Raw genomic sequence first — 23,280 nt, forward strand, 5'->3', positions numbered from 1 at the left:
ACTTATCGTTATGATTTTAGGTAAGAGGTCTAACCAGTTAAGTGTAAACAAAATATTAAATATTTGTAAAACTCTAAATTGGGTAAAAAGTGATCTTAATAGAGTTAAAATTCTAATTGTGAGAGGTTGGTGGTGAATAATTGGACGGTTCTGCAGTGAGATATTAATTAAGGTGGCAATCTTTGGGCTTAAGTGTCGACACTATTTCATGTTTGTGGGTAAACTCAGGTAAAAGAGGGAAAAACCCTCAGCTCTCATTTCACGTACCTTAAGTTGCGTAAAAAAATATAAGAGATAAGCCTTATGTACCAAGACCTAATCAAAAGTGAATTGAACGAAGCTGCTGACGTTCTTAACAAGTTCTTGAGTGATGATCACAACATTGCTCAAATTGAAGCGGCTGCAAAACTGATTGCTGATTCATTCAGACAAGAAGGCAAAGTGCTTTCTTGTGGTAACGGTGGCTCACACTGTGATGCGATGCATTTCGCAGAAGAGCTAACAGGCCGATACCGTGAAAATCGCCCGGGCTACGCTGGCATTGCGATTTCAGACCCTAGCCACTTATCTTGTGTGAGTAATGATTTTGGCTACGACCACGTATTTTCTCGCTATGTAGAAGCGGTAGGTCGTAAAGGCGATGTGTTGTTCGGTCTGTCGACTTCAGGTAACTCTGCCAATATTCTAAAAGCGATTGAAGCGGCTCAAGCGAAAGGCATGAAGACTATTGCATTGACGGGTAAAGATGGCGGTAAAATGGCAGGTTGTGCGGATATCGAAATCCGAGTACCACACTTTGGCTACGCAGATCGCATCCAAGAGATTCACATTAAGATCATCCATATTGTGATTCAACTTGTTGAAAAAGAGATGGAATAATAGTTATACAGACATTTGGAGCCCAGCTTTGTGGCTCCATTGGTTTTAATAGGGAGTAGATTAAACCATGTGTGAATTGCTCGGTATGAGCGCGAATGTGCCAACGGATATTTGTTTTAGCTTTACTGGTCTTATGCAGCGTGGAGGTAACACTGGCCCGCATCGTGATGGCTGGGGTATTACCTTTTATGAGGGCAAGGGTTTTCGCACTTTTAAAGACCCGACTCCGAGCTGTGAATCTAAGATCGCTGAGTTGGTTCAAAACTACCCAATTAAAAGCCAAGCTGTTGTCAGTCATATCCGTCAAGCCAACCGTGGTGGCGTTAATCTAGAAAATACACACCCTTTTACCCGTGAGCTTTGGGGGCGATATTGGACCTTTGCTCACAATGGCCAATTATCAGATTACGATGATCTGGTGAGTGGGCGTTTTAGACCTGTCGGTGAAACGGACAGTGAGCTCTCTTTTTGTTGGCTACTGAAACAACTTGAAGAGCGTTTTCCTGAACCACCTCAAGACATGGAAGGTATGTTCCGTTTCGTGGCTGAGTGTTGTGACAAGCTACGCGAGAAAGGCGTATTTAACATGTTATTGAGTGATGGTGAGTACGTGATGACTTACTGTACCAACCATTTGTACTGGATAACCAGACGCGCGCCTTTTGGCAAAGCGAGCTTAATTGATGAAGATGTTGAGATTAACTTCCAAGAAGAGACCACGCCGAATGATGTGGTGACGGTCGTTGCAACTCAACCTCTTACAGACAATGAAGAGTGGTTTAGAATGAAGCCGGGTGAATACGCACTGTTTCATTTTGGTGAGCTGATTGGCAACAACCATCAAGCGTTGGAAGATGTTGCTTATGCGCCGAAAAAGGTCGCGAGCCAAGCACCTACTGAGCCATTAAGCTAATGCTGTAGATCGCATTGCTGAACCCGAATAAGCGAAAGGCCGCTTACTGTACTAATCAGTCAGTAAGCGGCCTTTTTGTTTTTCTGTAATTTTTGCCTGACAGTCGTTTTACGAATTACTCTTCTGCGTAACCGTGCTTACCTAATGTCTTACCGTCTAACACAGCCTGCCCATTGACCATTGATAAGCGGTCTTCCGCGAACCACTTGCAAACCATAGGGTAAATGCAATGTTCTTGAGTCAGCACTCGGCTTGCCAACATATCAGCGTCATCGCCTTCAAACACTGGCACCTTAGCTTGCAAGATCACAGGGCCGCCATCGAGCTCCTCGGTAACAAAGTGGACGCTAGTACCGTGTTCTTTGTCTTGCGCATCAATGGCACGTTGGTGGGTGTGTAGGCCTGGGTATTTCGGTAACAGAGAAGGGTGGATGTTGACCATTTTCCCTGCATAGTGACGAACAAACTCTGAACTCAGGATTCGCATGTAGCCAGCGAGTACGACTAAATCTGGCTGGTAAGCATCGATCTGAACCATCAATTCATGGTCAAACTCTTCACGTGAGCCAAAATCTTTTGGATTCACTGAGTGAGCGTCTACACCTGCGGTTTTCGCTCGCTCTAATCCAAAAGCCTCTGCTTTGTTTGAGAAGACAGCTTTAACCGACGCATCAATCATATCGCTATCGCAGGCATCCAAAATTGCCTGTAAGTTGCTTCCGCTTCCTGAAACTAACACAACGATGTTTTTCTTAGAGTGACTGTTTTTATTTGAGTGATTGTTTTTCATAGAGTGGGTCATACGATTGATTAACGGGACTGTTTACAATTTACCTACATAAACTAAGGTTTTCTGCGGGCCAAATAGCAAAATGAGGACCATTAGGTCCTCATTGATTAACTAAGTAAGTGAACGTATCACTTATTTGATTTCAACTTGCTCTTCACCAACTTCAGCGTTTGCGATCTCACCGATAACCCAAGCGTTTTCGCCTTCAGCTTTCAGTAGTTCAACAGCAGCATCTGCTTGATCTTTAGGTAGAGCAACAACTAGGCCAACACCACAGTTGAAAGTGCGGTACATTTCGAATGTCTCCACGTTACCTTTCTCTTGTAGCCAGCTGAAGATAGCAGGCCATTCCCAGCTCTTGCCATCAATCACTGCTTTAGTACCTTCAGGAAGTACGCGTGGGATGTTTTCCCAGAAACCACCACCTGTGATGTGCGAGATAGCATGAATGTCATGCTCAGCAATCATCTTAAGCGCTGATTTGATGTAAATCTTAGTTGGTTCTAGTAGGTGCTCACCGATAGTGCGACCTTCTAGTTCTTCGGTCTTATCAGCACCAGATACTTCTAGAACTTTACGAATTAAAGAGTAACCGTTTGAGTGTGGACCACTTGAGCCAACAGCGATAAGTGCGTCGCCTGCAGCTACTTTAGTACCGTCGATGATGTCAGCTTTTTCTACAACGCCAACACAGAAGCCAGCTACGTCGTAGTCGTCGCCTTCGTACATGCCTGGCATTTCAGCCGTTTCACCGCCGATTAGTGCACAACCAGCTTGAACGCAACCTTCAGCGATACCAGAAACAACGTCTGCTGCTGTATCTACATCTAGCTTACCTGTTGCGTAGTAGTCTAGGAAGAATAGCGGCTCACCACCTTGAACGATTAGGTCGTTCACACACATTGCCACTAGGTCGATACCAATGGTGTCGTGTTTTTTCAGATCCAAAGCAAGGCGAAGTTTAGTACCAACACCATCAGTACCTGAAACAAGTACCGGCTCTTTGTATTTCGTTGGAAGTTCACATAGGGCGCCAAAGCCACCAATACCGCCCATTACTTCAGGGCGACGAGTGCGTTTAACAGCACCTTTAATACGGTCTACTAGTGCATTACCTGCGTCGATATCAACACCAGCGTCTTTGTAGCTTAGAGAAGAAGTATTACCACTCACGGGATAGTCCTCGAACTTAAGTTGGATGTGAAAACGGCGCTATTCTAACAGGGCTTGATTACGAAGAGCAAACGTTTGCGCGGTTTTTTTTGTTAGAATAAAGATTCTGAAATAACCACAAAGTTCGTGTATAATCTACAGGTTTGTTTAAATATTGCCGGAGTTGGAAATGAAAGTTGTTGAAGTGAAACACCCGCTAGTAAAACATAAAATTGGCCTGATGCGTGAAGGTGAGATTAGCACTAAGCGTTTTCGTGAGCTAGCGACAGAAGTGGGTAGCCTTCTAACATACGAAGCGACATCAGACTTTGAAACTGAGCGTGTAACTATTAACGGTTGGAACGGTCCAGTTGAAGTTGACCAAATTAAAGGTAAAAAAGTAACTGTAGTGCCAATCCTACGTGCTGGTCTAGGCATGATGGACGGCGTTCTTGAGCACATCCCAAGTGCACGTATCAGTGTTGTTGGTATCTACCGTGACGAAGAAACGCTTGAGCCAGTTCCATACTTCAACAAGCTTGCATCTAACATCGACGAGCGTATTGCTCTAGTGGTAGACCCAATGCTTGCGACAGGTGGTTCTATGATCGCGACTATCGACCTAATGAAAGAGAAAGGCTGTAAGCACTTTAAGATTCTTGTGCTTGTTGCTGCACCTGAAGGTATCGCTGCTCTAGAAAAAGCGCACCCAGACGTTGAGCTTTACACAGCTGCAATCGATGAGAAGCTAAACGACAAGGGCTACATTGTTCCTGGTCTTGGCGATGCTGGTGATAAGATCTTCGGTACTAAGTAATTCGGTTTCAGCTTAAGTGACTCTAAACCGTTTCTTAATTCGCTGAATTAGCCGTATTAATAAAAAGGGAGAGCATTCAATGCTCCCCCTTTTTTGATCTTGTTGGTTTGTGATTCTTTTGAATCTAGCCTTACCGATGGATTAATCGATTTGAGCTTTGTTTACCACAGTGTTGTCACCTAGCTCTTCTGGAAGTACTAGGTTAAGTAGAATCGCCACGATACCGCACAAGCTTACGCCCTGCAGGCTGAAGTCACCGATACCAAAGGCCATGCCGCCAATACCAAAGACTAAAGTAATGCCTACAATCACAAGGTTACGTGATTTGTGCAGGTCAACGTTGTTCTTGATTAGCGTGTTTAGACCAACGGTTGCGATAGAGCCAAACAGCAGAATCATGATGCCGCCCATTACAGGAACTGGAATCGTTTGAAGTAGCGCGCCTAGCTTACCAACCAATGCAAGAACGATGGCTGTTACAGCAGCCCAAGTCATGATTACTGGGTTGAATGCTTTCGTCAGCATTACTGCGCCTGTTACTTCACTGTAGGTTGTGTTTGGCGGAGCGCCCAGCATAGAAGCTGCGATTGTCGCCACGCCGTCACCTGTGATAGTTCGGTGTAAGCCCGGCTTTTTAAGGTAGTCTTTGCCGGTTACGTTAGAGATAGCAAGCATGTCGCCAACGTGCTCAACGGCTGGTGCAATCGCAACAAACACCATGAAGAAGATAGCGTTGATGTTGAACTCAGGTGCCGTGAAGTTAGGTAGTGCTAGCCAAGATGCTTGAGCTACTGGTGTGAAGTCTACCGCGCCGTATACCAAGCTAGTGATGTAACCCGCAACAATACCACCAAAGATAGGCAGTAGTTTTAGGAAGCCTTTCGAGAATACACTGATGACAATCGTTACTAGCAGTGAAATCGAAGAGATCCACAGTGCTGCGTCTGCATCAACAAGCTGAACAGCACCATCGCCAGTCTTACCAAGCGCCATGTTTACCGCAACAGGCGCCAGACCTAAACCGATAACCATGATCACAGGGCCAACCACGACGGGTGGAAGTAGCTTATGAATGAAGCCAACGCCTCTTACTTTAATCAGTGCACCCATCAACACATACACAACACCTGCCGCCATTAGGCCACCCATGGTTGCGCCAACGCCCCATGTTTGAATACCAAACATGATAGGAGCGATGAATGCAAAAGAAGACGCTAAGAAGATTGGCACTGAACGGCGTGTAATAAGTTGGAATAAAAGGGTACCGATACCTGCGCCAAAGAGTGCAACGTTAGGATCAAGCCCTGTTAGTAGCGGCACGAGTACAAGCGCACCAAAAGCTACGAACAGCATTTGCGCACCTTGCAAAGCATTTTTCATGATATGTCCTTAAAAATGGTCGTTATATGAAAAGTGAAAAATAAAATTCGCGGGATTCTATCACTTAGCAATCGATTGCCACACCAGATAGATCAAATTTATTTATCTTAGTGATGTTTTATATCTATCTAAGCTCGGAAAATTCAGTTTATAAGTTAGCGATTTATCATGGCCAGGTGATATTTTGTGGTTATTAAACACAGTGGGCGCTATCGACCTTGCCCCTCAATCCATAGTTGCTTATCATCAAGGCACAAGCTTTGAATATTAGGATCAATATGCGCTACATAGCATTGTTGTTGATGGGACTATTAGCCTCTCCGAGTTATGCCTTAACTCAAGTAGATATCTTTAGTGCTGAAGTTGCGATTAACGCTGAAGACAAACAGCCAGAACAAGTGGCAAGAAATACAGGTATGGAGCAGGTATTGATACGTGCGACTGGCCAAACTGATGTCGCTTCAAATGAAACGATTCAAAAGGCGATGCGTAAGAGTGCGCAGTACATGTCTCAAATGAGTTTTGGCGAAAGCAATGACCAATCAACATTGCGTATGCGCTTTAACGGTGCTCAAATCCGTTCTCTATTAACTCAAGCGCAATTGCCGTATTGGCCTGACACTCGTTCAAACATCTTGGTTTGGCTCGTAGAAGAAGACAGCTACGACAAAAACATTGTTTGGGAGCACTCAAACTCACAACTTGCTGCAGGCTTACAAGCGAACGCAAAAGAGCGTGGCTTGCCTTTGACGCTGCCTGTTGGTGATTTTGATGATATTACGGGTATTGCGACGTCTGATTTATGGGGCAGCTTTGTCACGCCAATCAGTAAAGCGAGTCAACGTTATCCAGTTGATGCTGTATTGGTGATTAAGGCTCAATCTTCAGGTTTACGTTGGACTCTGTACGACCAAAAACCAAGTCAATTGACGAGCGCACCAACATCGCCAGTGAGTGGTTCTTTATCGGGTAACAGCGCAACAACGTCCAAGAAGCTCGTCGACCAAATCAGTAACTACTACGCAGCTAAAAGTGCTGTGACGGTAGCAAGTGAATCATCAGAGTCGATTTTAACTCAGTTTATTAGCCTGAATAATGCTCAAGACTTTTTCCAGTTAGAGAACGCACTTAAGCGTCTAAACTCGGTTGCAAGCCTAGATATCCTTAAGATTCAAAACAACGAAGTGACTTTCCGTATTCACTTATTGTCGACTCAACAAGAGTTTGAACAAGAAGTTGAAAGCATTCGTCAAGTCGCGAAAGTTGAAGAGTCTTACATTGAACCTGAAGTTGGCCCTGAGTTTGAAACTCAAGACAACACTATGTCTGTGGGTGATGACTCAGCGAGTACAGTGACAGGCGACGAAACTGACTCAGGTGTGCAAGTGATTAAGGGCAGCGAGGTATCTACAGACACTGAGCTAACAAGCACTTCTGATGCAACGCTAGACGAATCCAACATGGAAGAGTTAACCATCACTGCGCCAGTGCATGCTAAGCCAAGCTTGGTATACGAATGGGTTCGTTCGTAATTGTCTGTTGATATCACTGATTAAATCGAAACATTAAAAAAGCCCCGCAAGAGTAATCCTGTGGGGCTTTTTGTTTATCGAGTGTCAGTTCAAGAGTAACGAATCAATATTACTGTTCGAATTTCGCTTTCTCTTTCTTTTCTACTTCAGAAAGACGTTTCAGCTTGATGCCTAACTCTTTAGCACGAAAACGAGTAAATAAGATATTACCCGCAAAGCCTAATGTCGTTAGAAGCAGCTCTACAGCCGCTAGTAAACGTTCACCACCGTCTATATACAAGATGGTTAATGCATGCAGGAAGTAGAGCATTAAGACGAAGTTAGCCCAAGCATGCGTGTAAGGTTTACCAGCTAGAATGCCCGGTAATGGCAGTAATAGCGGTACCGCCCAAGCAATCGCAAGTGTGGTGTTACTCAGATGCGGATGCGGGGAAAGTGTCATCTGCCACGCCACAACCCAACCTAATAGTAATAAGTTGCCAGCTAAAGCAAGGTAGCGGAATAACTTTGTCTGGGGAGACATAGCCCTGTCAGCCATATACATCATTGAGAAATTCCCTTCTGGTTGATGGCGATGCGCGCTAAGCGTTTACCTAGATTCTGTGCCAACTCAATCTCTTCTTTACTCAATGAAGCACTCTCTCCGGTACTGCTTGCACCGTAAGGTGTGCCTCCGGTTTGAGTGGTGTGCAACGCAGGCTCTGAGTAGGGAATGCCTACTACCAACATGCCGTGGTGAAGAAGTGGCAACATCATGCTTTGCTGTGTCGTCTCTTGGCCACCATGCAGTGATGAAGAAGAAGTAAAAACACAAGCTGGTTTATCGATAAGATCGCCATTAATCCACAGTGATGTCGTGCTATCCCAAAAGTGTTTCATTGGCCCTGACATGTTACCAAACCAAACCGGACTGCCTAGCGCTAAACCATCGCAAGAACGCAGCTCTTGTAATGTTGCAATAGGGTCGGTTGGCTGATGACGCGAATCGGGCTGCTCTTCTACTGTGTACACGTCGTTCACTGTTCTTAGCATAGCTTCACACTCAGGGATGGACTCCACCCCTCGTGCAACGTGTCTTGCTAAAGCTTGAGTGTTGCCGTGGCGACTGTAGTAAAGAACAAGAATGTTAATGCTCATATCGGATTACAGAATCTCTAATACTTGCTCTGGTGGACGACCAATTTTTGCTTTGTTGTTCGCAACAACCACAGGGCGCTCGAACAGTTTTGGATTGGTTGCCATTGCTGAGAAAAGATCTTCATCAGTGACTGATGCATCACCCAAGTTTGCTTCTTTGTAATCCGCTTCTTTGGTGCGCATCATTTCGCGAACACTGTCAAAGCCCAGTTGAGTGAAAAGCACTTTCAGCTGCTCAACAGTTAAAGGCGTATCTAGGTACTTGATAACTTCAGGCTGTACACCGTTTGTTTCAAGTAGTTCAAGCGTTTGACGGCTCTTTGAGCAACGTGGATTATGATAAATCACGACAGACATGGTTCTTCCTCATTATTATTTTTGATTTCGTTATTCAGTAGAAGCCATTCGAGTGGCTTCATTGTATTCGTTGAGCGTTTTTTTTTGCTACGAGTCTTTGCTAATCAATCCTACTTATTGCAGTGACAAGAAACGTTCACGCTGAATCATCAGCTGATCAATACGAGCGTCGTAACGCGCTTGCTTTAGACTCCCCAGCTCTGCGATTTGGCTCGCCTGCGTGTAGTACTGAATCGCTTTGTTCCAGTTAGCTTGCAGAGCCAAAATTTCTGCACGAGCGGCAAGATCTTCGTCGCTGTTTCCAAGGCTAGTGTTGGCTTTTGAAAGCAGGTGCCAGCCGTTGGTGTCGTTCGGATTATCGTGTGTATAACGCTGCAATACGCGAACGGCTTCTGTAAGATCTTCTTTTTCAATCAAGGCATTTGCATAGTTTATGGTCAGAACCGGGTTGTTTGGCTGACGAACCAGTGCAGATTTAAGTTCTTTAATCGCAATCTCAGGCTGCTTCTTCTCAATGTGAAGATCGGAAATAGCATCTAAATAAAACAAGTTGGTCGGATCGCTGTTAATCAGCTTGGTCAGAATCGGTTCTGCTTTGTCTAGCTTTTTAGAGTCGAGATAAACCAATGCTTGTCCGTATTCTAAAGATGGGACGAGCTCTTTTGGTGCCTTTTTCAATTGACGTGAAAACCAGTCCAATGACGCATCATTGTTGATACCTGCATAGCGCGCGACAATGCGGGCTCTTGCTAGATGGTAATCCAGTGATGGAGCCAACTTCAGCGGTGGATAGCTGCGTGCACGAGCGCGAGAGTCCGTAATACGGTCTTCTGGTAATGGGTGAGTCAGCAACATTGGCGGTGGTGTGCTTGCATAGCGGTATTCGTCCGCCAAACGGCCGAAGAAACGTGGCATTGCATTCACATCAAAGCCAGCTTTTGCCAGCGTGTTGATACCAAAGCGGTCGGCTTCTTTCTCGTTGCTACGCGTATAGTTGATCTGGCTTTGCATGTTACCCGCAGTTGTTGCGGTTAAGGCTGCAATACCTGCTTCAGGGGCTGCAATCGCCAGTAACACGGAAGCCGCAAGTGCAGCTATAGTGGCAGGAGAACGACGAGCTTGATCTTCCATACTACGTGCTAAGTGACGTTGGGTAACGTGCGCGATTTCGTGCGCTAATACAGAAGCGAGCTCACTCTCAGATTGCGCATGCAAGAATAACCCTGAGTGCAAAGCAACATAACCACCAAAGAATGCGAAGGCGTTGATGTTGCGGTCACGGATCATAAAAAACTGGAAAGGTGTCTTTACATCATTTGCATTCGCGACCAAACGGTGGCCTAACGTATCGATATAAAGGTTTAGAACCGGGTCGTTAACAATGGGCTGGCTGCTTCTGATGATGCGCATGTAGGCATCACCATAGATAAGTTCTTGGTCAATAGAGAGTGTGCCGCCAGCAGCGGTACCGATATCTGGTAGCTCCAAACTGTTGGTATTCGCCAACGTTGGGGTGCTTAATGTGGCTGCGATGCATAAGCAAGCAATTGAGCGAGCGCGTTTAAACATATTAGTCAGTAATACTCCGTTTCTTCTGACAGTAAGACAAGTGCGATGCAAATTGGTTCTTTATCTGATTTAACCTTTGCCAAGTGCGTGCGCTATCATGAAGGAAGATGAATGAATGATGGCGCGTTTTCAAAAACAGATTACAATACGACCCTTATAATAAGCATCGGGCTCAAGAATGACACCTAATATTCTAGATTTACGCCAAGAGCGCTGTCCAATGGCGCTATTATTAGCCAAGCGTCACAGTGTAAAGTTAGAAGTAGGGCAAACATTGTCAATTTATGTCTCTGACATCAGCTCGATGAAAGATATTGTTACGTTTTTATCTAAGCAAGCCTATGTCGTCGTCACTGAGGTTTGTTCTAATTACCACCATCTCCTCGTCACTAAAAAGGAATTGCAGTCAAATGCTTGAAATGGTCAATCGTTGGTATAAACGACGTTTCTCTGATCCCCACGCTGTCAGTTTGGTTGCCATCATTCTATTCGGCTTTATTACCATCTACTTCTTTGGTCATCTTATTGCGCCATTATTGGTGGCCATTGTGTTGGCTTACTTACTTGAGTGGCCGGTTACCCAACTTCAACGGTTAGGTGTTCCAAGAACCCCATCAGTGATGTTGGTGATCTTAATGTTCTTTAGCGTGATGTTATTGGCGATATTTGGTTTGGTACCGACCATTTGGGAGCAAGTGGGCAACCTAATCAATGATATTCCAAGCATGTATGGCAGCCTACAAAAGTTCATCGCGACGATTCCAGAGCGTTATCCTGAACTGGCTAACTTGCAGATTGTTGAGTCAGTTATGTCTAACGCAAAGAACAAAGCGCTGGGCTTTGGCGAAAGCGTTGTTAAAGGCTCTTTAGCGTCTCTTGTGAGCTTGGCGACACTGGCGGTTTACCTGATTCTTGTACCGCTGCTGATTTTCTTCTTACTGAAAGATAAAGAAGAGATGATCAGAATGGCAAGTGGTGTTCTACCTAAGAACCGCCGTCTGGCGACTAAGGTTTGGGTTGAGATGAACCAGCAAATCTCGAACTACATTCGAGGAAAAGTGTTAGAAATTCTAATCGTTGGTGGTGTGAGCTACGTGACCTTTGCGATTCTGGATTTGCGTTACTCAGCACTATTGGCTGTAGCGGTGGGTTTCTCGGTTCTAATCCCATACATCGGTGCTGCGGCAGTGACGGTGCCAGTGGCGATTGTAGGCCTGTTCCAATGGGGACTAGAGCCTCAGTTTTACTGGCTATTAGTCGCTTACGGCATCATTCAAGCTCTAGACGGCAACGTGTTAGTGCCGGTTCTGTTCTCTGAAGCAGTTAACCTGCACCCAGTCGCGATTATTGTTGCGGTATTGGTGTTTGGCGGTCTGTGGGGATTCTGGGGCGTGTTTTTTGCAATCCCACTGGCAACGCTAGTGAAAGCGGTTTGGAACGCCTTACCGAGTCATGCATTAGACGATGACTCTGAGCACTCGCACTAATTAGTGTCTTCGTTTAAGCATTAACGAATATCCATTACGAAGAAGGCCGAATCTCATTGAGATTCGGCCTTCTTAATTCTATGTATCGCTGAAGCTTATTCGGTCAAAAGCTTTCTGTAACTCAGTGCCTTAATCGAAATAGACCATTAAGCTTCTTGATTGAAGTACTCTAGAACCACTTCGTGGTGAGTCTTAGTCTTGAACTTATTGAAGACGTGTTCAATCTGACCTTCTTCATCAATTAGGAAGCTAATACGGTGCAGACCATCGTATACCTTACCCATGAATTTCTTTTCACCCCAAACGCCAAACTGTTCAGCAACGCTGTGGTCTTCGTCAGACAGCAGTGTGAAGTTTAGAGATTTCTTCGCAACGAAGTTTGGTAGGCGTTTTACTGGGTCAACACTCACACCTAAAACAACCACATTCAGGTCATCAAGCTGTGCTTTGATATCACGCAGGCCTTCCGCTTGCACAATACAACCTGGAGTCATTGCTTTTGGGTAGAAGTAGAAAAGTACTTTTTTACCTTTGAAGTCACCAAGAGATACGATATTGCCATCTTGATCTGGAAGAGAAAAAGCAGGTGCTGGAACACCAGCCGTTAGCGTATTCATGACATTTCCTTTTTAAAGACTGTTTTTGATAAAGTTGAGCGAGCCTTGGACTGATAGGCTCTGACACAGCGAGTTGAATTCTTCTTGTAGCTGCATCAAATTACATTCTGATTGCACAGAAGCGGTAATAGAGATATGGAATTGGTCGTTATCGAGCTGAACCTTGGACTTATTGATGGTTTGCGCGCTAAGCGAATCGAGGCCGATGTTTCGGTCTGCGAAGAACTGAGTGAACTGCTCGGTTAGGCCGAGTTTGTCGTCTGACTCAACGAAAACTTCTAGCGTGTAGGAGTTCTCAATAACATCATGAGGCGAGGTTCGCTTCATAATCGTAATCAAGTCGTGCTCTTGGCCAAGCAAGGGCAGGGTGGTTTCAACGCGGGTAATGTTATTTGCCTTTCCAGACAGTAGCATGATAAGCGTAAATTCTTCGCCAAACAGAGCGATACGGCTATCAATAATGTTACAGCCTGATTGGGTGACTAAATGAACCACTTGGTTGCATACACCTGGGCGATCAGTGCCCACAGCTGTGATTACTAGATGTTGAGTCATAAAATCACGTCTCTATATATTCCATTGATGCTTGCATGTTAGCACAGTTAGCCTGAGGAATAAGTGTATGGGCGGGGCTTTTTATGAGGCACCTTGCGTCTAATTGGTAACAAATGATAGGAATATTGAGAACGTTAAAAACAGAGATGACAAAGTGAGGCGACAGCTTACTTGTTACTGACATCCGGTGATGCGCTATCCGCTAGATTGAGCGCAGGTTACCCAAATTCTAGGTAGAACGCTGTTAGAAGTCGTTTTACCTCAAACATACGACAATATTTAATGCAGATGTTGCCGGTAAGCGACTTTAATGTCTTGTGTTTATTGATTGGCTTACAGTAACATGCAAAAAGAATAAATTAAGGGAGATAGACATGTTTTCAGGAAGTATCGTTGCGCTAGTTACGCCATTTAACGCAGATGGCGAAGTGGATTTCGACAGCCTTAAAAAGTTGGTTGATCACCATGTTGCTGCAGGTAGTGATGGTCTGGTTGCGGTTGGCACAACAGGTGAGTCTTCAACACTCACAATTGAAGAGCATGTCAAAGTCGTCAATAAGATCGTTGAATTTGCTGATGGTCGTATTCCTGTTATCGCTGGTACGGGTGCGAACGCAACTCACGAGTCTGTGCTATTCAGCCGTTTATTAAATGGTTCTGGCATTGCTGGTTGTCTGAGTGTAACGCCTTACTACAACAAACCGACTCAAGAAGGTTTGTACCAACACTACAAAGCAATTGCTGAAGTAAGTGACGTTCCTCAAATCCTATACAACGTACCGGGTCGTACTGCTGTAGACTTGTTACCAGAGACAGTTGCTCGCCTTGCTGAGATCGAAAACATCGTTGCACTTAAAGATGCGACGGGTGATCTCGACAGAATTGCAATTCACCGTGAACTTTGTGGCGAAGACTTTATCTTACTAAGTGGTGATGACTTAACAGGTCTAGAATTTGTTAAGCGTGGTGGCGATGGCGTGATTTCTGTAACTAACAACGTTGCAGCCGCTGATATGGCAACCATGTTCAAACTAGCGAAAGAAGGTAAGTTTGAAGAAGCAGAAGCGATCAATGAGCGTTTGATGCCTCTACATAAGAATTTGTTCGTTGAGTCTAACCCTATTCCCGTAAAATGGGCGGTTCATAAAATGGGTCTAATTGCTGAAGGTGGCTTACGTCTACCGCTGACTGAACTGTCAGAACCAGCTCAACCTGTTGTTGCTCAAGCAATGACTGAAGCGTGCATTTACTAAAACGTATGAAGTGATGCCGAAGCGAACCTTCGGCATTTAGGAGTATAAATGAAGTATTCTCACCAGCTAGTGATTGGGTCACTGGCTGTTTTCGTTCTTACAGCATGTTCTGGCAGCCCGACTCAACGTCGCCAAGCCAAAGATGATTTCGAATACTTAGAAACACCTGAGTTTTCACAATGGCAGCTGCCTGAAGATGCTCAGCCTCAGTTCTACCCAAACTTTGACATCCCAAGTGGTGAATTCAGTGGTGGTACCGGTCGTGAAGTGGATATTCGTCCACCGCAACAAGTGCTTGAGCTGATCCCAGGAGCTCGTGCTGAGCGTCAAAATGGTGAAGTGACACTATGGCTTCTTCGTGCTGAAGAGGCAGACCGTGTATGGCAAACCGCTGTAGACATGCTAACTCAGCGTGGCATTGGCATTCGTGAGCAATCAGAGAATGAGATTGAGACTGATTGGGTAACTTGGGTTTCTGAAGATGAAGATGTAGAGATTGGCAGCCGCTACTCTATCTCTCGTTTCCAAGCAAACAACCGTCACGGCTTCAAGATTAACCTGATTGATTGGCGTGAAGGCTCTGAAGAGAAGCCAGTAACGGCTACTAACAAAGAGCGTTACAACGCGTTCCTAACCAACCTAGTCATGGCTAAGTACGATGAAAACCTTCGTGCTGAAGCGGCGCTGAAAGCGCAAGAGTTGGTGAAGCGTATTCCGATCTCAATGGGTGCAGACCGCAGTGGCTTCCCTGTGATTATTGCTCGCACACCATACAATGTATTCTGGCAGCGTCTGCCAAGCTTGTTGCCTGCTATGGGCTTTGAGCTTGAAGAGCGCAACCAGTCTCAAGGTACAGTGAAAGCTAAGTACGCCGCGCCAGATGATGAATTCTGGGAAGAAATTGGCCTACAGCCTATCGACTTAGCGCCAGGCACATACAACTTCCTATTTGGTGACCTTGGTAACCGTACGTCGATCAACGTAACGGATGCATCAGGTAAGCCAGTAGAAGAAGAGCTGCTTAAATCAATGGTTCCGGTACTCGCGCATATCGCTGACCAAACCAAAGATGACAAAGAAGCGAAAGCTGAGTAGTCGCGCTTAGCTGTTTCAGAGCTGAGTAAAATCAGCTCTGTGATCAGCTAAAGTCAATAAAAAAGAGGACACACTGTGTCCTCTTTTTTGTATTCGCTTTCAGCAGTCTATGGGTTAAGCAGGTGAGTTTACCAAAATAAAAAGGCTAAACGTCTTTGCTGTCTTCGGACTCTTCTTTTTGAGCTTTCTCTTGATTCTGCTTATCCAAGCGATTGAGCTTATCTAAGTCTCGCTCTGTTTTGCCACGACCAGTCAGATCCATATTAGCGGTCTGTTTAAGAGCTGCGATGTTACCCACCACAACGCTAACCACGATGATGATGATAACCCAAGGGTTTGTAAGCCACTCCAACATAAGCGCTCCTAATGACTGATGTTCGCTACGAAGCGCGCGTAGATCTCGTCTAGCTGCTCCATAATAATCTCATATCCTAATATTGGCTTAGATTGGAGTTGCTTGCCAAGTAAAGTGGGAGATAACTGTGATAAACACGACTCCGAAACGTTACGATGGCTAATATGCCAAGGTTCTATCGCCACACCACCCAAATCTTGGCTGTAAGGAAAGAAGAACCCAAATTGTGCAGCATGAACCGATAGCCATTGGTAAAACGCTTGCTGGTGGCCAGTAAGGTATTCCCATGGTTCTAATTGCAGCTGTATGCCTTCAGGGAGGTGATTACGAGCAAAGACATCGAAGTCACAACCCCAATGGTGACGACTCGCACCGGGAAGTGCAGACCACCTTAGAATAGCCGATAGCTTTTGCTGTTCAGTCAGTTTTGAAGCATCAAGAGGTTGGCTTTCTGAATCTAATATCGGAGCTTCGCCAGAAAACTTACGGTTCCAAATCAGAGATTGCCTTTCATAGTCGCGAAAGCCACTGGCAATCTCCATTTTAAAACCAGCGAGCTGAGCAGCTTCAACCAAATTATTCAGGTCAGTCTTAACCTCACGGTGGACCAAGAAGGTCTTGGTGCCGATCAGGCTAGGCTCTAGATGAGAATCTGATTGTCCGGTAAGCTGCTCTGGTGTCATAACGAGTCTCTCAATAATTAGATGCTATGAATCGCTGATGAAAGACTATTTAGCGAACAGGTTCACTAATGTTCTTTCGTACATGTCAGTTAGCTTTTCTAAATCAGCCACTTTCACGCATTCGTTAACCTTGTGAATCGTTGCATTCACAGGGCCTAGTTCAACCACTTGTCCGCCCATACGCGCAATAAAGCGACCATCAGACGTACCGCCGGTCGTTAGCAGAGCTGGTTTCACATCATTGACGTGACCCACAGCATCAACAATAGCATCAAGCAGTGAACCTGCGTCGGTTAAGAACGGGTCGCCATTGAATGTCCACTTAAGGTCGTATTCGAAATCATACTTGTCGAGTGTTGTTGTGATGCGCTCAACGATGATGTCGTTGCTTAACTCGGTACTAAAACGCAGGTTAAACTGAACATTAAACTCACCAGGGATCACGTTTGACGCGCCAGTACCCGCACTCACATTTGGAATTTGGAAGCTGGTTGGTGGGAAGTAATCATTACCTTTGTCCCACTCAGTTGTTGCAAGCTCATTAATAGCAAGCAGAGAGCTGTGTACTGGGTTGTTTGCTAGGTGAGGGTAGGCAACATGACCTTGTGTACCTTTAATCGTTAGATCGCCTGTGATAGAGCCACGACGGCCGTTCTTCACAACATCGCCCACGAACTCAGTGCTTGATGGTTCACCAACAATACACATGTCGATGTTCTCACCGCGTGCCATTAGTGTTTCAACAACACGTACGGTACCATTGATAAACGGGCCTTCTTCATCCGATGTGATAAGGAAACCGATTGAACCTGTGTGGTCTGGATGCTCGGCAATGAACTGTTCTACCGCAACAATCATCGAAGCCAGAGAGCCTTTCATGTCTGCTGCGCCGCGGCCGTGTAGGAAACCGTCTACGATAGTCGGTTCGAATGGCTTAGTATTCCACTGCTCAATCGGGCCTGCCGGAACAACATCAGTGTGGCCAGCAAAGGCAAACAGTGGAGCTTCAGTACCACGACGAGCCCAAAAGTTTGTCGTATCTTCAAATAGCATTACTTCGATTTCAAAACCGAGCGCTTTTAAGCGATTAATCATCAGCTCTTGGCAGCCTGCATCTTCAGGGGTTACCGATTGACGGCTAATGAGGTCTTTTGCCAGAGCCAAAGTTGGGCTATCTGTCATCCTTGAATTCCTTGTTTAAATAAAACGTCTAGTCATTAATTTCAGGCGTTGAACAGGGGAAGTTCAACGCTTTGTTATCTGTTCTAATAATTGCTTATTACGCTAATTGCTTATTACGCTAATTGCTTATTACGCTAATTGCTTATTACGCTAATTGCTTATTACGCAAATTGCTGATTACGCAAAAATAGCAGCATATTGGTCAGCTTTGAAGCCAATATGAAGCTTGCCATCGACTTTCAAGATAGGGCGCTTAATCATTGCTGGCTGTTCAACAAGCAGTGCAATGGCTTTTTCTTCCGTTAATGTGTCTTTTTGCTTTTGAGAAAGTTGGCGGTAAGTCGTACCACGTTTGTTTAGCACAAGCTCCCAACCTAGCTCTGAACAGAAGCTTGTTACTAACTCTTCAGTGATGCCTTGTTTGCGATAATCGTGAAATTCGAACTCGATACCTTCAGCTTCGAGCCATTTCTTTGCTTTTTTGATGGTGTCACAATTTGGGATACCAAACATAGTGATAGTCATTATTCTTCCTTTGGGTGATTTTATTTCATTGTTATGAGTTGAATCCTATCAGGAAGCGGCAATTCAGACAAAATAGAGTGAGGAATATTTCATTGAGCGAAAAAAAACAGTAAGAAAATGTCACTATTGGAGAGTTATTGATCAGCCTCAACATGTTGTCAGCGAAAAAAGAAATAATTGAGTTGCACATATATAGGAGGTGTCAATGGAGTTGAGTCCTGTTTTTGCAAGGCGGCTATATTTAGCATTGTTAGTCGAAAGCCTTGATAGGCCAAATGTGCCTAAACTCATCGAAAAAACGGGTTGGCCTCGTCGTACTATTCAAGATGTACTCAAGGCGTTACCGGGGATCGGTATCGAACTTATGTTTGTTCAAGATGGGCGACGTCATAATGATGGTTATTACCAGTTATCCGACTGGGGACCATTTGACAGTCAGTGGGTTCTAGAACGTAAAGGCGATATAGCAACAAGCCTTGGATTTAGTGCATAAGCCAGCGAAAGCTGGCTTTCTTTTGGGCGTTATAAAATCAAAGTATACCGAGATGTCGATGCGCTAATTTATTTGCTTATATAAGTAGCAGTACCAGTGACCTTCGCTGCCTGTGACTTCCTCTTGGTACCCGGATTGATTGATATCAATCAGAGTGTGGGGGTAATTCATTTGTTCTTGGTCAGCTTCGTTGCGAGAAACTGTAGTTGATATTGCGTATCCCAAAGTACACCACTCATCTTTAAAGCAATCCATTCCTTGTTCATCCGCTTATCTTGTAATTTCATAAAATAAATCACAAGAAATAAGCTAGCTTACTCAGAGCACGATCTAAGATATTTCAGTGTCATGATTGAGTTATCTCTGCAACTTGAACTCTGTCATATCTTTAGAACTACAGTTTGACACCCAATGAATCAGAACGAGTGTTCTGGTTAAACTCTAGAGCGTAGCCAATATCAGCCCGATCTCAGATAATAAGTTATTTCGAACAAAGTGAAATAAGTCGGTGAATACTAACTATTATATAACAAGTACTGTATTTGTCTTATAAGGTAAATAAAAATGAAAATCGCAATTTTATCTAGAAATCCAAAGTTGTACTCCACAAGTCGCTTAGTAGAGGCTGGCGTTGAACGAGGGCATATTGTTGATGTGATTGATACGCTGCATTGTTATATGGATATTACGAGTAGTCGACCTACGGTTCGTTACAAAGGTAATGAGCTTCCTCTTTATGATGCTGTGATTCCTCGTATTGGATCTTCTATTACTTTTTACGGTACAGCAGTAGCAAGACAGTTTGAAATGATGGGTACTTTTAATGTGAATGAATCTGTAGCGATCAGTCGTTCCCGTGACAAATTACGATCTTTGCAGCTTTTGTCCCGTAAAGGAATAGGCTTACCAAGAACGGGTTTTGCGAGTAAACCGGACAATATTAAAGATTTAATCAAGAATGTAGGCGGAGCACCTCTCGTCATTAAATTGTTAGAAGGCACGCAAGGTATTGGCGTAGTTTTAGCTGATACTGCAAAAGCTGCAGAAAGTATTATTGAAGCTTTTATGGGGCTCAAAGCTAACATACTCGTTCAAGAATACATAAAAGAGTCTGGAGGAGCTGATATTCGTTGTCTTGTCATTGGAGGTCGAGTTGTCGCGGCGATGAAGCGACAGGCGGTTGAGGGGGAATTCCGCTCTAACCTGCATCGCGGAGGTTCAGCGGAAATTATTCGTTTAACTAAAGAGGAGCGAGAGACGGCAGTAAACGCTGCAAAAATTATGGGATTAAATTTCTGTGGAGTGGATCTGCTGCGAGCCAATAGTGGTCCAATGGTAATGGAAGTTAACTCATCTCCTGGTTTAGAAGGTATAGAAAGAGCTACCAACTTAGATGTTGCAGGTAAGCTTTATGATTTTATTGATAAAAAGGCAAAATTAAATGCTAATAAGACACGAGGGCAGGGATAATTATCATGTCTGATTTATGTATTGGTACCCATTGTGTGTTGCCTGGCGAACGAATGAAAATAGCGCTTCCTGTAGCAAAATTATACACCGATGGAGAAGTTTCTTTACCCGTCTATATCATGAGAGCGAAGCTAGATGGGCCAACTATCTTTGTTAGTGCTGCGGTTCATGGCGATGAGTTAAATGGCATCGAAATCGTTCACAGAATTATCAATATGAAACGTTTTAAAGTGCTTCGCGGGTCGATTATTTTTGTTCCAATGGTGAATGTTCATGGAGTTATACATCAAAGCCGATATTTACCTGATCGCCGAGATCTAAACCGCAGCTTCCCAGGCTCTCCTAAAGGTTCACTGGCTGCGAGAGTTGCGAATATCTTTAGGACTGAGATTATTGAAAAATGTCAGTATGGAATAGATTTGCATACTGGTGCAATTCATCGAACTAATTTACCTCAGATTCGAGCAAATGTAGAAGACGAGATAACAGCGGAATTAGCGAACGCTTTTGGTGCTCCTCTAGTGCTGCATTCGAAAGAGATTGACGGTTCATTACGTGATTGTGCAACTCACTCAAACACGAAGGTCTTGGTTTTCGAGGGAGGCGAGGCACTGCGTTTTGATGAAGCATCTATTCGAATGGGAACAAGAGGGGTCATACGTGTTTTACGGCACTTAAATATGATTAGTAAAGGTAGGCGTCCACAGCGGGATGTACCTGAACCTGTGATTGCCCGAGGTAGTCAATGGGTACGAGGAAGCGCCAGTGGAATTGTTAAACACAAATATCAGTTGGGTGATTACGTCAAGAGAGGAGATCAATTAGCTACGATCAGTAGTGCTTATGGAGAAGAATTAGCTGTAATTATTGCTCCTCGCACGGGTGTTATTATTGGGAAACAAAATATTCCCTTGATTCAAGAGGGAGAGGCTATGTACCACATTGCCTATTTTGATGAAGATGAAGAAATAATTGCGCAGCAAATAGATAAGCTATCTGAGGATGTTGCTTCAAGAGAAATTAAAGATGATTTGTGATGTTCGTCGACAAAAAATTAATGTTCTTAGTAATCCACGAGAAAAGGTACTAAATCAATTCATCATTAGCATTCGATGGTTCAAGTTTATAGGAAGTTACTAATATGTTTGAAAAAGCGATATCTTGGTTAGAGATGACCCTTTTTACTTTCAACGGGCAACCAGTAACATTATGGGCATTACTTGCCGTTCCAATTTGGGTAATAACAAGTTTTTGGATTTCAAAGTTAGTTATAAAGGCAATTAAGTCTAAATTAACAGCATCAGGGAAAGATCCCAATATTGTTCATTTGATTGAACGTGTGTTATTTGTTTTGGCACTTTGTATTATATTTATCACCACGTTATCGATGCTTAATATCCCCATTACTGCATTTGCATTTCTTTCAGGAGCCATTGCCATAGGATTTGGATTTGGAGCGCAAAATATTATCAATAACTTTATTAGTGGTTGGATACTTATTGGCGAAAAACCAATACGTATAGGTGACTTTCTTGAGGTAGAAGGAGCGAAAGGAACGGTAGAGCAAATTAATACTCGCTCTACTCGTATTAGACGTGTAGATGGTGTTCATATGTTGATTCCTAACAGTATATTACTGGAAAATACGGTAATTAATTGGACCTTACGGGACAAGCTAATAAGAGGTACGGTTTCTGTGGGGGTTGCTTATGGCAGTGATGTTAGGTTAGTAGAGAAATTAATGCGTAATATTACGGAAAGTCACCCTCAGGTACTCCCAACATTTGAAGTAGGTGTTTTCTTCCAAGATTTTGGTGACAATGCACTCATGTTTGAAGTTTTTTTTTGGGTTAATTCACAAGTGGAAGGGGGCGTTAGACTAGTAACGAGCGACATTCGTTTTGAGATAGATTCCGCCTTTAAAGAAAATGGAGTAACCATAGCTTACCCGCAACGTGATATCCATCTTGATGGTGCTATAAAAATCATACGTGAATCAAAATAAAAACTATAATTAATACAGTTAATGCTGATTGATCAACTGTATTAAAATTGTCAGTATGCTTATTTATTGATAAGCAGTAGGTCGCATGGTGGATTTACCATTAATGTATCAACAGTACTTCCTGACCAATAGCGAGACAGTGCAGTACGTTTGCAAGCACCCAAGACTAAAATAGAAGCTCCCATGGATTTGACAATATCAGGCAGCCCCTCTTCTGGGTTCGACTTTATAAACCTAAGTGGTAAAAGAGCATGTTTGTTTAATTCAAGAAAGTTGGTGATCGACTGTTTTTGATGTGCCAATATCTCTTTAGAGTATCGATATAAGTAGGGAGCAACATACTGACAATAAACGAGAGAAATATTTGCGTTCAATCGTTTTTGTAACTCTAAGCTTCGGGAAATAATCTCTTTATCTATTTCTGCATTTTTATCGTTGCGGTGAAGTGGATCTATAGCAGAAGCAACTTTCAAAGGTTGTTGCCACTTTATATCGGTGAGCAGCAATATATCATGTCCTTGGCTAAACAGCTCTCTAAGTAACTGGAATGCGATTATTCCTTTGGAATAATCAATAAGGAAAATATTATTACTATTTTTCTGTTCTTTAATAAATTTATGCTCCCAACTATTCCCCGTCAGTAGATTAAAGTTGACTTCCATCATAGGTAGTTCTAGCTCTGAGTGAATATCCTCTATTATTTCTAATATCGAATTACACCATTGTACGAAAAAATCATCGTATCGAGCACTGCTTTCTTTAGGTTTAATTAGAAAGTCTAAGAAAGTATGCTCTTCACTACGGCGATAATCTTCCGCGTAGATGTTTAAGGAATGACTGGATGCTTGTGCAAAACAAACCGCCTTTCTCAAGACTCGTCTAGATGGCTTAGAGCAAACTTTTGTTAGTAAATTACTTGAATTCATATCAAAATCCTTTTAATAAGAAGTTACGATAACTCAATGTATAATATTGATTCAAGATGTTAAATTGATTTAGTCAAGGTTTTTGTAATGTTGTGCATCTGTGGTTTT

General features: G+C 43.7%; 26 protein-coding genes. 12 read left to right on the top strand and 14 right to left on the bottom strand.

Translation table 11 applies throughout. The annotated features are described in order from the left end of the window. Window positions 1–303 precede the first annotated feature (303 nt). Window positions 304–879: a D-sedoheptulose 7-phosphate isomerase gene (lpcA, locus tag L1D22_RS03660; protein WP_239828741.1), complete on the top strand. Its 576-nt coding sequence runs from the start codon at window positions 304–306 to the stop codon at window positions 877–879. A gap of 67 nt (window positions 880–946) precedes the next feature. Next, window positions 947–1,792: a class II glutamine amidotransferase gene (locus L1D22_RS03665; protein WP_239828742.1), complete on the top strand. Its 846-nt coding sequence runs from the start codon at window positions 947–949 to the stop codon at window positions 1,790–1,792. Between the two features lie 115 nt (window positions 1,793–1,907). On the opposite strand, the gene purN is transcribed toward L1D22_RS03665, so the two are convergent. After that, complete coding sequence (gene purN, locus L1D22_RS03670) at window positions 1,908–2,582, bottom strand: phosphoribosylglycinamide formyltransferase (RefSeq protein ID WP_239828743.1); 675 nt, start codon at window positions 2,580–2,582, stop codon at window positions 1,908–1,910. 132 nt (window positions 2,583–2,714) lie between these two features. Next, on the bottom strand, window positions 2,715–3,755 hold the full coding sequence (gene purM, locus L1D22_RS03675; protein ID WP_239828744.1) for a phosphoribosylformylglycinamidine cyclo-ligase: 1,041 nt from the start codon (window positions 3,753–3,755) through the stop codon (window positions 2,715–2,717). A 169-nt stretch (window positions 3,756–3,924) separates the two neighbouring features. Between purM and upp the strand changes: the two genes are divergently transcribed. Continuing rightward, complete coding sequence (gene upp, locus L1D22_RS03680) at window positions 3,925–4,551, top strand: uracil phosphoribosyltransferase (protein ID WP_017060716.1); 627 nt, start codon at window positions 3,925–3,927, stop codon at window positions 4,549–4,551. A 141-nt stretch (window positions 4,552–4,692) separates the two neighbouring features. Here the strand turns inward: upp and L1D22_RS03685 are convergent, their stop codons facing one another. Then, the gene (locus tag L1D22_RS03685; protein ID WP_239828745.1) at window positions 4,693–5,931 is read right to left on the bottom strand and encodes a uracil-xanthine permease family protein; all 1,239 of its coding nucleotides are present in this window, start codon (window positions 5,929–5,931) and stop codon (window positions 4,693–4,695) included. A gap of 278 nt (window positions 5,932–6,209) precedes the next feature. Between L1D22_RS03685 and L1D22_RS03690 the strand changes: the two genes are divergently transcribed. Beyond that, complete coding sequence (locus tag L1D22_RS03690) at window positions 6,210–7,463, top strand: DUF2066 domain-containing protein (protein WP_239828746.1); 1,254 nt, start codon at window positions 6,210–6,212, stop codon at window positions 7,461–7,463. A 109-nt stretch (window positions 7,464–7,572) separates the two neighbouring features. On the opposite strand, the gene L1D22_RS03695 is transcribed toward L1D22_RS03690, so the two are convergent. The 4 genes from L1D22_RS03695 to L1D22_RS03710 all read right to left on the bottom strand — a co-directional run bounded on the left by L1D22_RS03695 (window position 7,573) and on the right by L1D22_RS03710 (window position 10,526). Continuing rightward, window positions 7,573–8,010 carry a DUF2069 domain-containing protein gene (locus tag L1D22_RS03695; RefSeq protein ID WP_239828747.1) on the bottom strand — a complete coding sequence of 146 codons (438 nt, stop codon included), beginning with the start codon at window positions 8,008–8,010 and terminating at the stop codon, window positions 7,573–7,575. Next, window positions 8,007–8,600: an NAD(P)H:quinone oxidoreductase gene (wrbA, locus tag L1D22_RS03700; protein ID WP_239828748.1), complete on the bottom strand. Its 594-nt coding sequence runs from the start codon at window positions 8,598–8,600 to the stop codon at window positions 8,007–8,009. Before wrbA ends, L1D22_RS03695 begins: the two co-directional genes overlap by 4 nt. 6 nt (window positions 8,601–8,606) lie before the next feature. Further along, window positions 8,607–8,957: an arsenate reductase (glutaredoxin) gene (arsC, locus tag L1D22_RS03705; RefSeq protein ID WP_017629430.1), complete on the bottom strand. Its 351-nt coding sequence runs from the start codon at window positions 8,955–8,957 to the stop codon at window positions 8,607–8,609. A 114-nt stretch (window positions 8,958–9,071) separates the two neighbouring features. Continuing rightward, complete coding sequence (locus L1D22_RS03710) at window positions 9,072–10,526, bottom strand: M48 family metallopeptidase (RefSeq protein WP_239828749.1); 1,455 nt, start codon at window positions 10,524–10,526, stop codon at window positions 9,072–9,074. Window positions 10,527–10,704: 178 nt separating this feature from the next. On the opposite strand from L1D22_RS03710, the gene L1D22_RS03715 reads away from it, so the two are divergent. Further along, window positions 10,705–10,944: a sulfurtransferase TusA family protein gene (locus L1D22_RS03715; RefSeq protein ID WP_017629428.1), complete on the top strand. Its 240-nt coding sequence runs from the start codon at window positions 10,705–10,707 to the stop codon at window positions 10,942–10,944. Then, on the top strand, window positions 10,937–12,013 hold the full coding sequence (locus L1D22_RS03720) for an AI-2E family transporter (RefSeq protein ID WP_239828750.1): 1,077 nt from the start codon (window positions 10,937–10,939) through the stop codon (window positions 12,011–12,013). Before L1D22_RS03715 ends, L1D22_RS03720 begins: the two co-directional genes overlap by 8 nt. Window positions 12,014–12,159: 146 nt before the next feature. Here the strand turns inward: L1D22_RS03720 and bcp are convergent, their stop codons facing one another. Together bcp and L1D22_RS03730 are read right to left on the bottom strand one after the other, a co-directional pair. Next, window positions 12,160–12,630, bottom strand: a complete 471-nt coding sequence (bcp, locus tag L1D22_RS03725; RefSeq protein WP_060468301.1) for a thioredoxin-dependent thiol peroxidase — start codon at window positions 12,628–12,630, stop codon at window positions 12,160–12,162. Between the two features lie 12 nt (window positions 12,631–12,642). After that, on the bottom strand, window positions 12,643–13,185 hold the full coding sequence (locus tag L1D22_RS03730) for a glycine cleavage system protein R (protein WP_017632494.1): 543 nt from the start codon (window positions 13,183–13,185) through the stop codon (window positions 12,643–12,645). A gap of 374 nt (window positions 13,186–13,559) precedes the next feature. Here L1D22_RS03730 and dapA point away from each other — a divergent pair, with 374 nt between their 5' ends. Both dapA and bamC read left to right on the top strand, forming a co-directional pair. Beyond that, complete coding sequence (gene dapA, locus L1D22_RS03735; RefSeq protein ID WP_017632493.1) at window positions 13,560–14,438, top strand: 4-hydroxy-tetrahydrodipicolinate synthase; 879 nt, start codon at window positions 13,560–13,562, stop codon at window positions 14,436–14,438. A gap of 48 nt (window positions 14,439–14,486) precedes the next feature. Then, window positions 14,487–15,533: an outer membrane protein assembly factor BamC gene (bamC, locus tag L1D22_RS03740; RefSeq protein ID WP_132762046.1), complete on the top strand. Its 1,047-nt coding sequence runs from the start codon at window positions 14,487–14,489 to the stop codon at window positions 15,531–15,533. Window positions 15,534–15,678: 145 nt separating this feature from the next. Here the strand turns inward: bamC and L1D22_RS03745 are convergent, their stop codons facing one another. From L1D22_RS03745 to L1D22_RS03760, 4 genes are all read right to left on the bottom strand, one after another. Beyond that, window positions 15,679–15,888 carry a DUF2897 family protein gene (locus tag L1D22_RS03745; protein ID WP_239828751.1) on the bottom strand — a complete coding sequence of 70 codons (210 nt, stop codon included), beginning with the start codon at window positions 15,886–15,888 and terminating at the stop codon, window positions 15,679–15,681. A gap of 8 nt (window positions 15,889–15,896) precedes the next feature. Further along, entirely contained in the window at window positions 15,897–16,571 is a 675-nt protein-coding gene (locus L1D22_RS03750; protein WP_239828752.1) for a M15 family metallopeptidase, read from the bottom strand. A 45-nt stretch (window positions 16,572–16,616) separates the two neighbouring features. After that, window positions 16,617–17,753 (bottom strand): succinyl-diaminopimelate desuccinylase, encoded by a 1,137-nt coding sequence (gene dapE / locus L1D22_RS03755; RefSeq protein WP_239828753.1) that lies wholly within the window; start codon window positions 17,751–17,753, stop codon window positions 16,617–16,619. Between the two features lie 177 nt (window positions 17,754–17,930). Next, on the bottom strand, window positions 17,931–18,278 hold the full coding sequence (locus L1D22_RS03760) for an ArsC family reductase (protein WP_239828754.1): 348 nt from the start codon (window positions 18,276–18,278) through the stop codon (window positions 17,931–17,933). A 205-nt stretch (window positions 18,279–18,483) separates the two neighbouring features. On the opposite strand from L1D22_RS03760, the gene L1D22_RS03765 reads away from it, so the two are divergent. The 4 genes from L1D22_RS03765 to L1D22_RS03780 all read left to right on the top strand — a co-directional run bounded on the left by L1D22_RS03765 (window position 18,484) and on the right by L1D22_RS03780 (window position 22,246). Next, window positions 18,484–18,771 (top strand): helix-turn-helix domain-containing protein, encoded by a 288-nt coding sequence (locus L1D22_RS03765; RefSeq protein WP_004741665.1) that lies wholly within the window; start codon window positions 18,484–18,486, stop codon window positions 18,769–18,771. 564 nt (window positions 18,772–19,335) lie between these two features. Beyond that, entirely contained in the window at window positions 19,336–20,241 is a 906-nt protein-coding gene (rimK, locus tag L1D22_RS03770) for a 30S ribosomal protein S6--L-glutamate ligase (protein WP_132743171.1), read from the top strand. A 5-nt stretch (window positions 20,242–20,246) separates the two neighbouring features. Beyond that, on the top strand, window positions 20,247–21,278 hold the full coding sequence (locus L1D22_RS03775; RefSeq protein ID WP_239828755.1) for a succinylglutamate desuccinylase/aspartoacylase family protein: 1,032 nt from the start codon (window positions 20,247–20,249) through the stop codon (window positions 21,276–21,278). Between the two features lie 104 nt (window positions 21,279–21,382). Further along, window positions 21,383–22,246, top strand: coding sequence for a mechanosensitive ion channel domain-containing protein (locus tag L1D22_RS03780; protein ID WP_132743167.1), 864 nt, complete (start codon window positions 21,383–21,385; stop codon window positions 22,244–22,246). A 59-nt stretch (window positions 22,247–22,305) separates the two neighbouring features. Here L1D22_RS03780 and L1D22_RS03785 read toward each other — a convergent pair whose 3' ends face one another. After that, window positions 22,306–23,172, bottom strand: a complete 867-nt coding sequence (locus L1D22_RS03785; RefSeq protein ID WP_239828756.1) for a universal stress protein — start codon at window positions 23,170–23,172, stop codon at window positions 22,306–22,308. Between the last annotated feature and the right edge of the window lie 108 nt (window positions 23,173–23,280).

This window comes from Vibrio sp. Isolate34 (assembly GCF_022397915.1).
GTDB lineage: Bacteria > Pseudomonadota > Gammaproteobacteria > Enterobacterales > Vibrionaceae > Vibrio.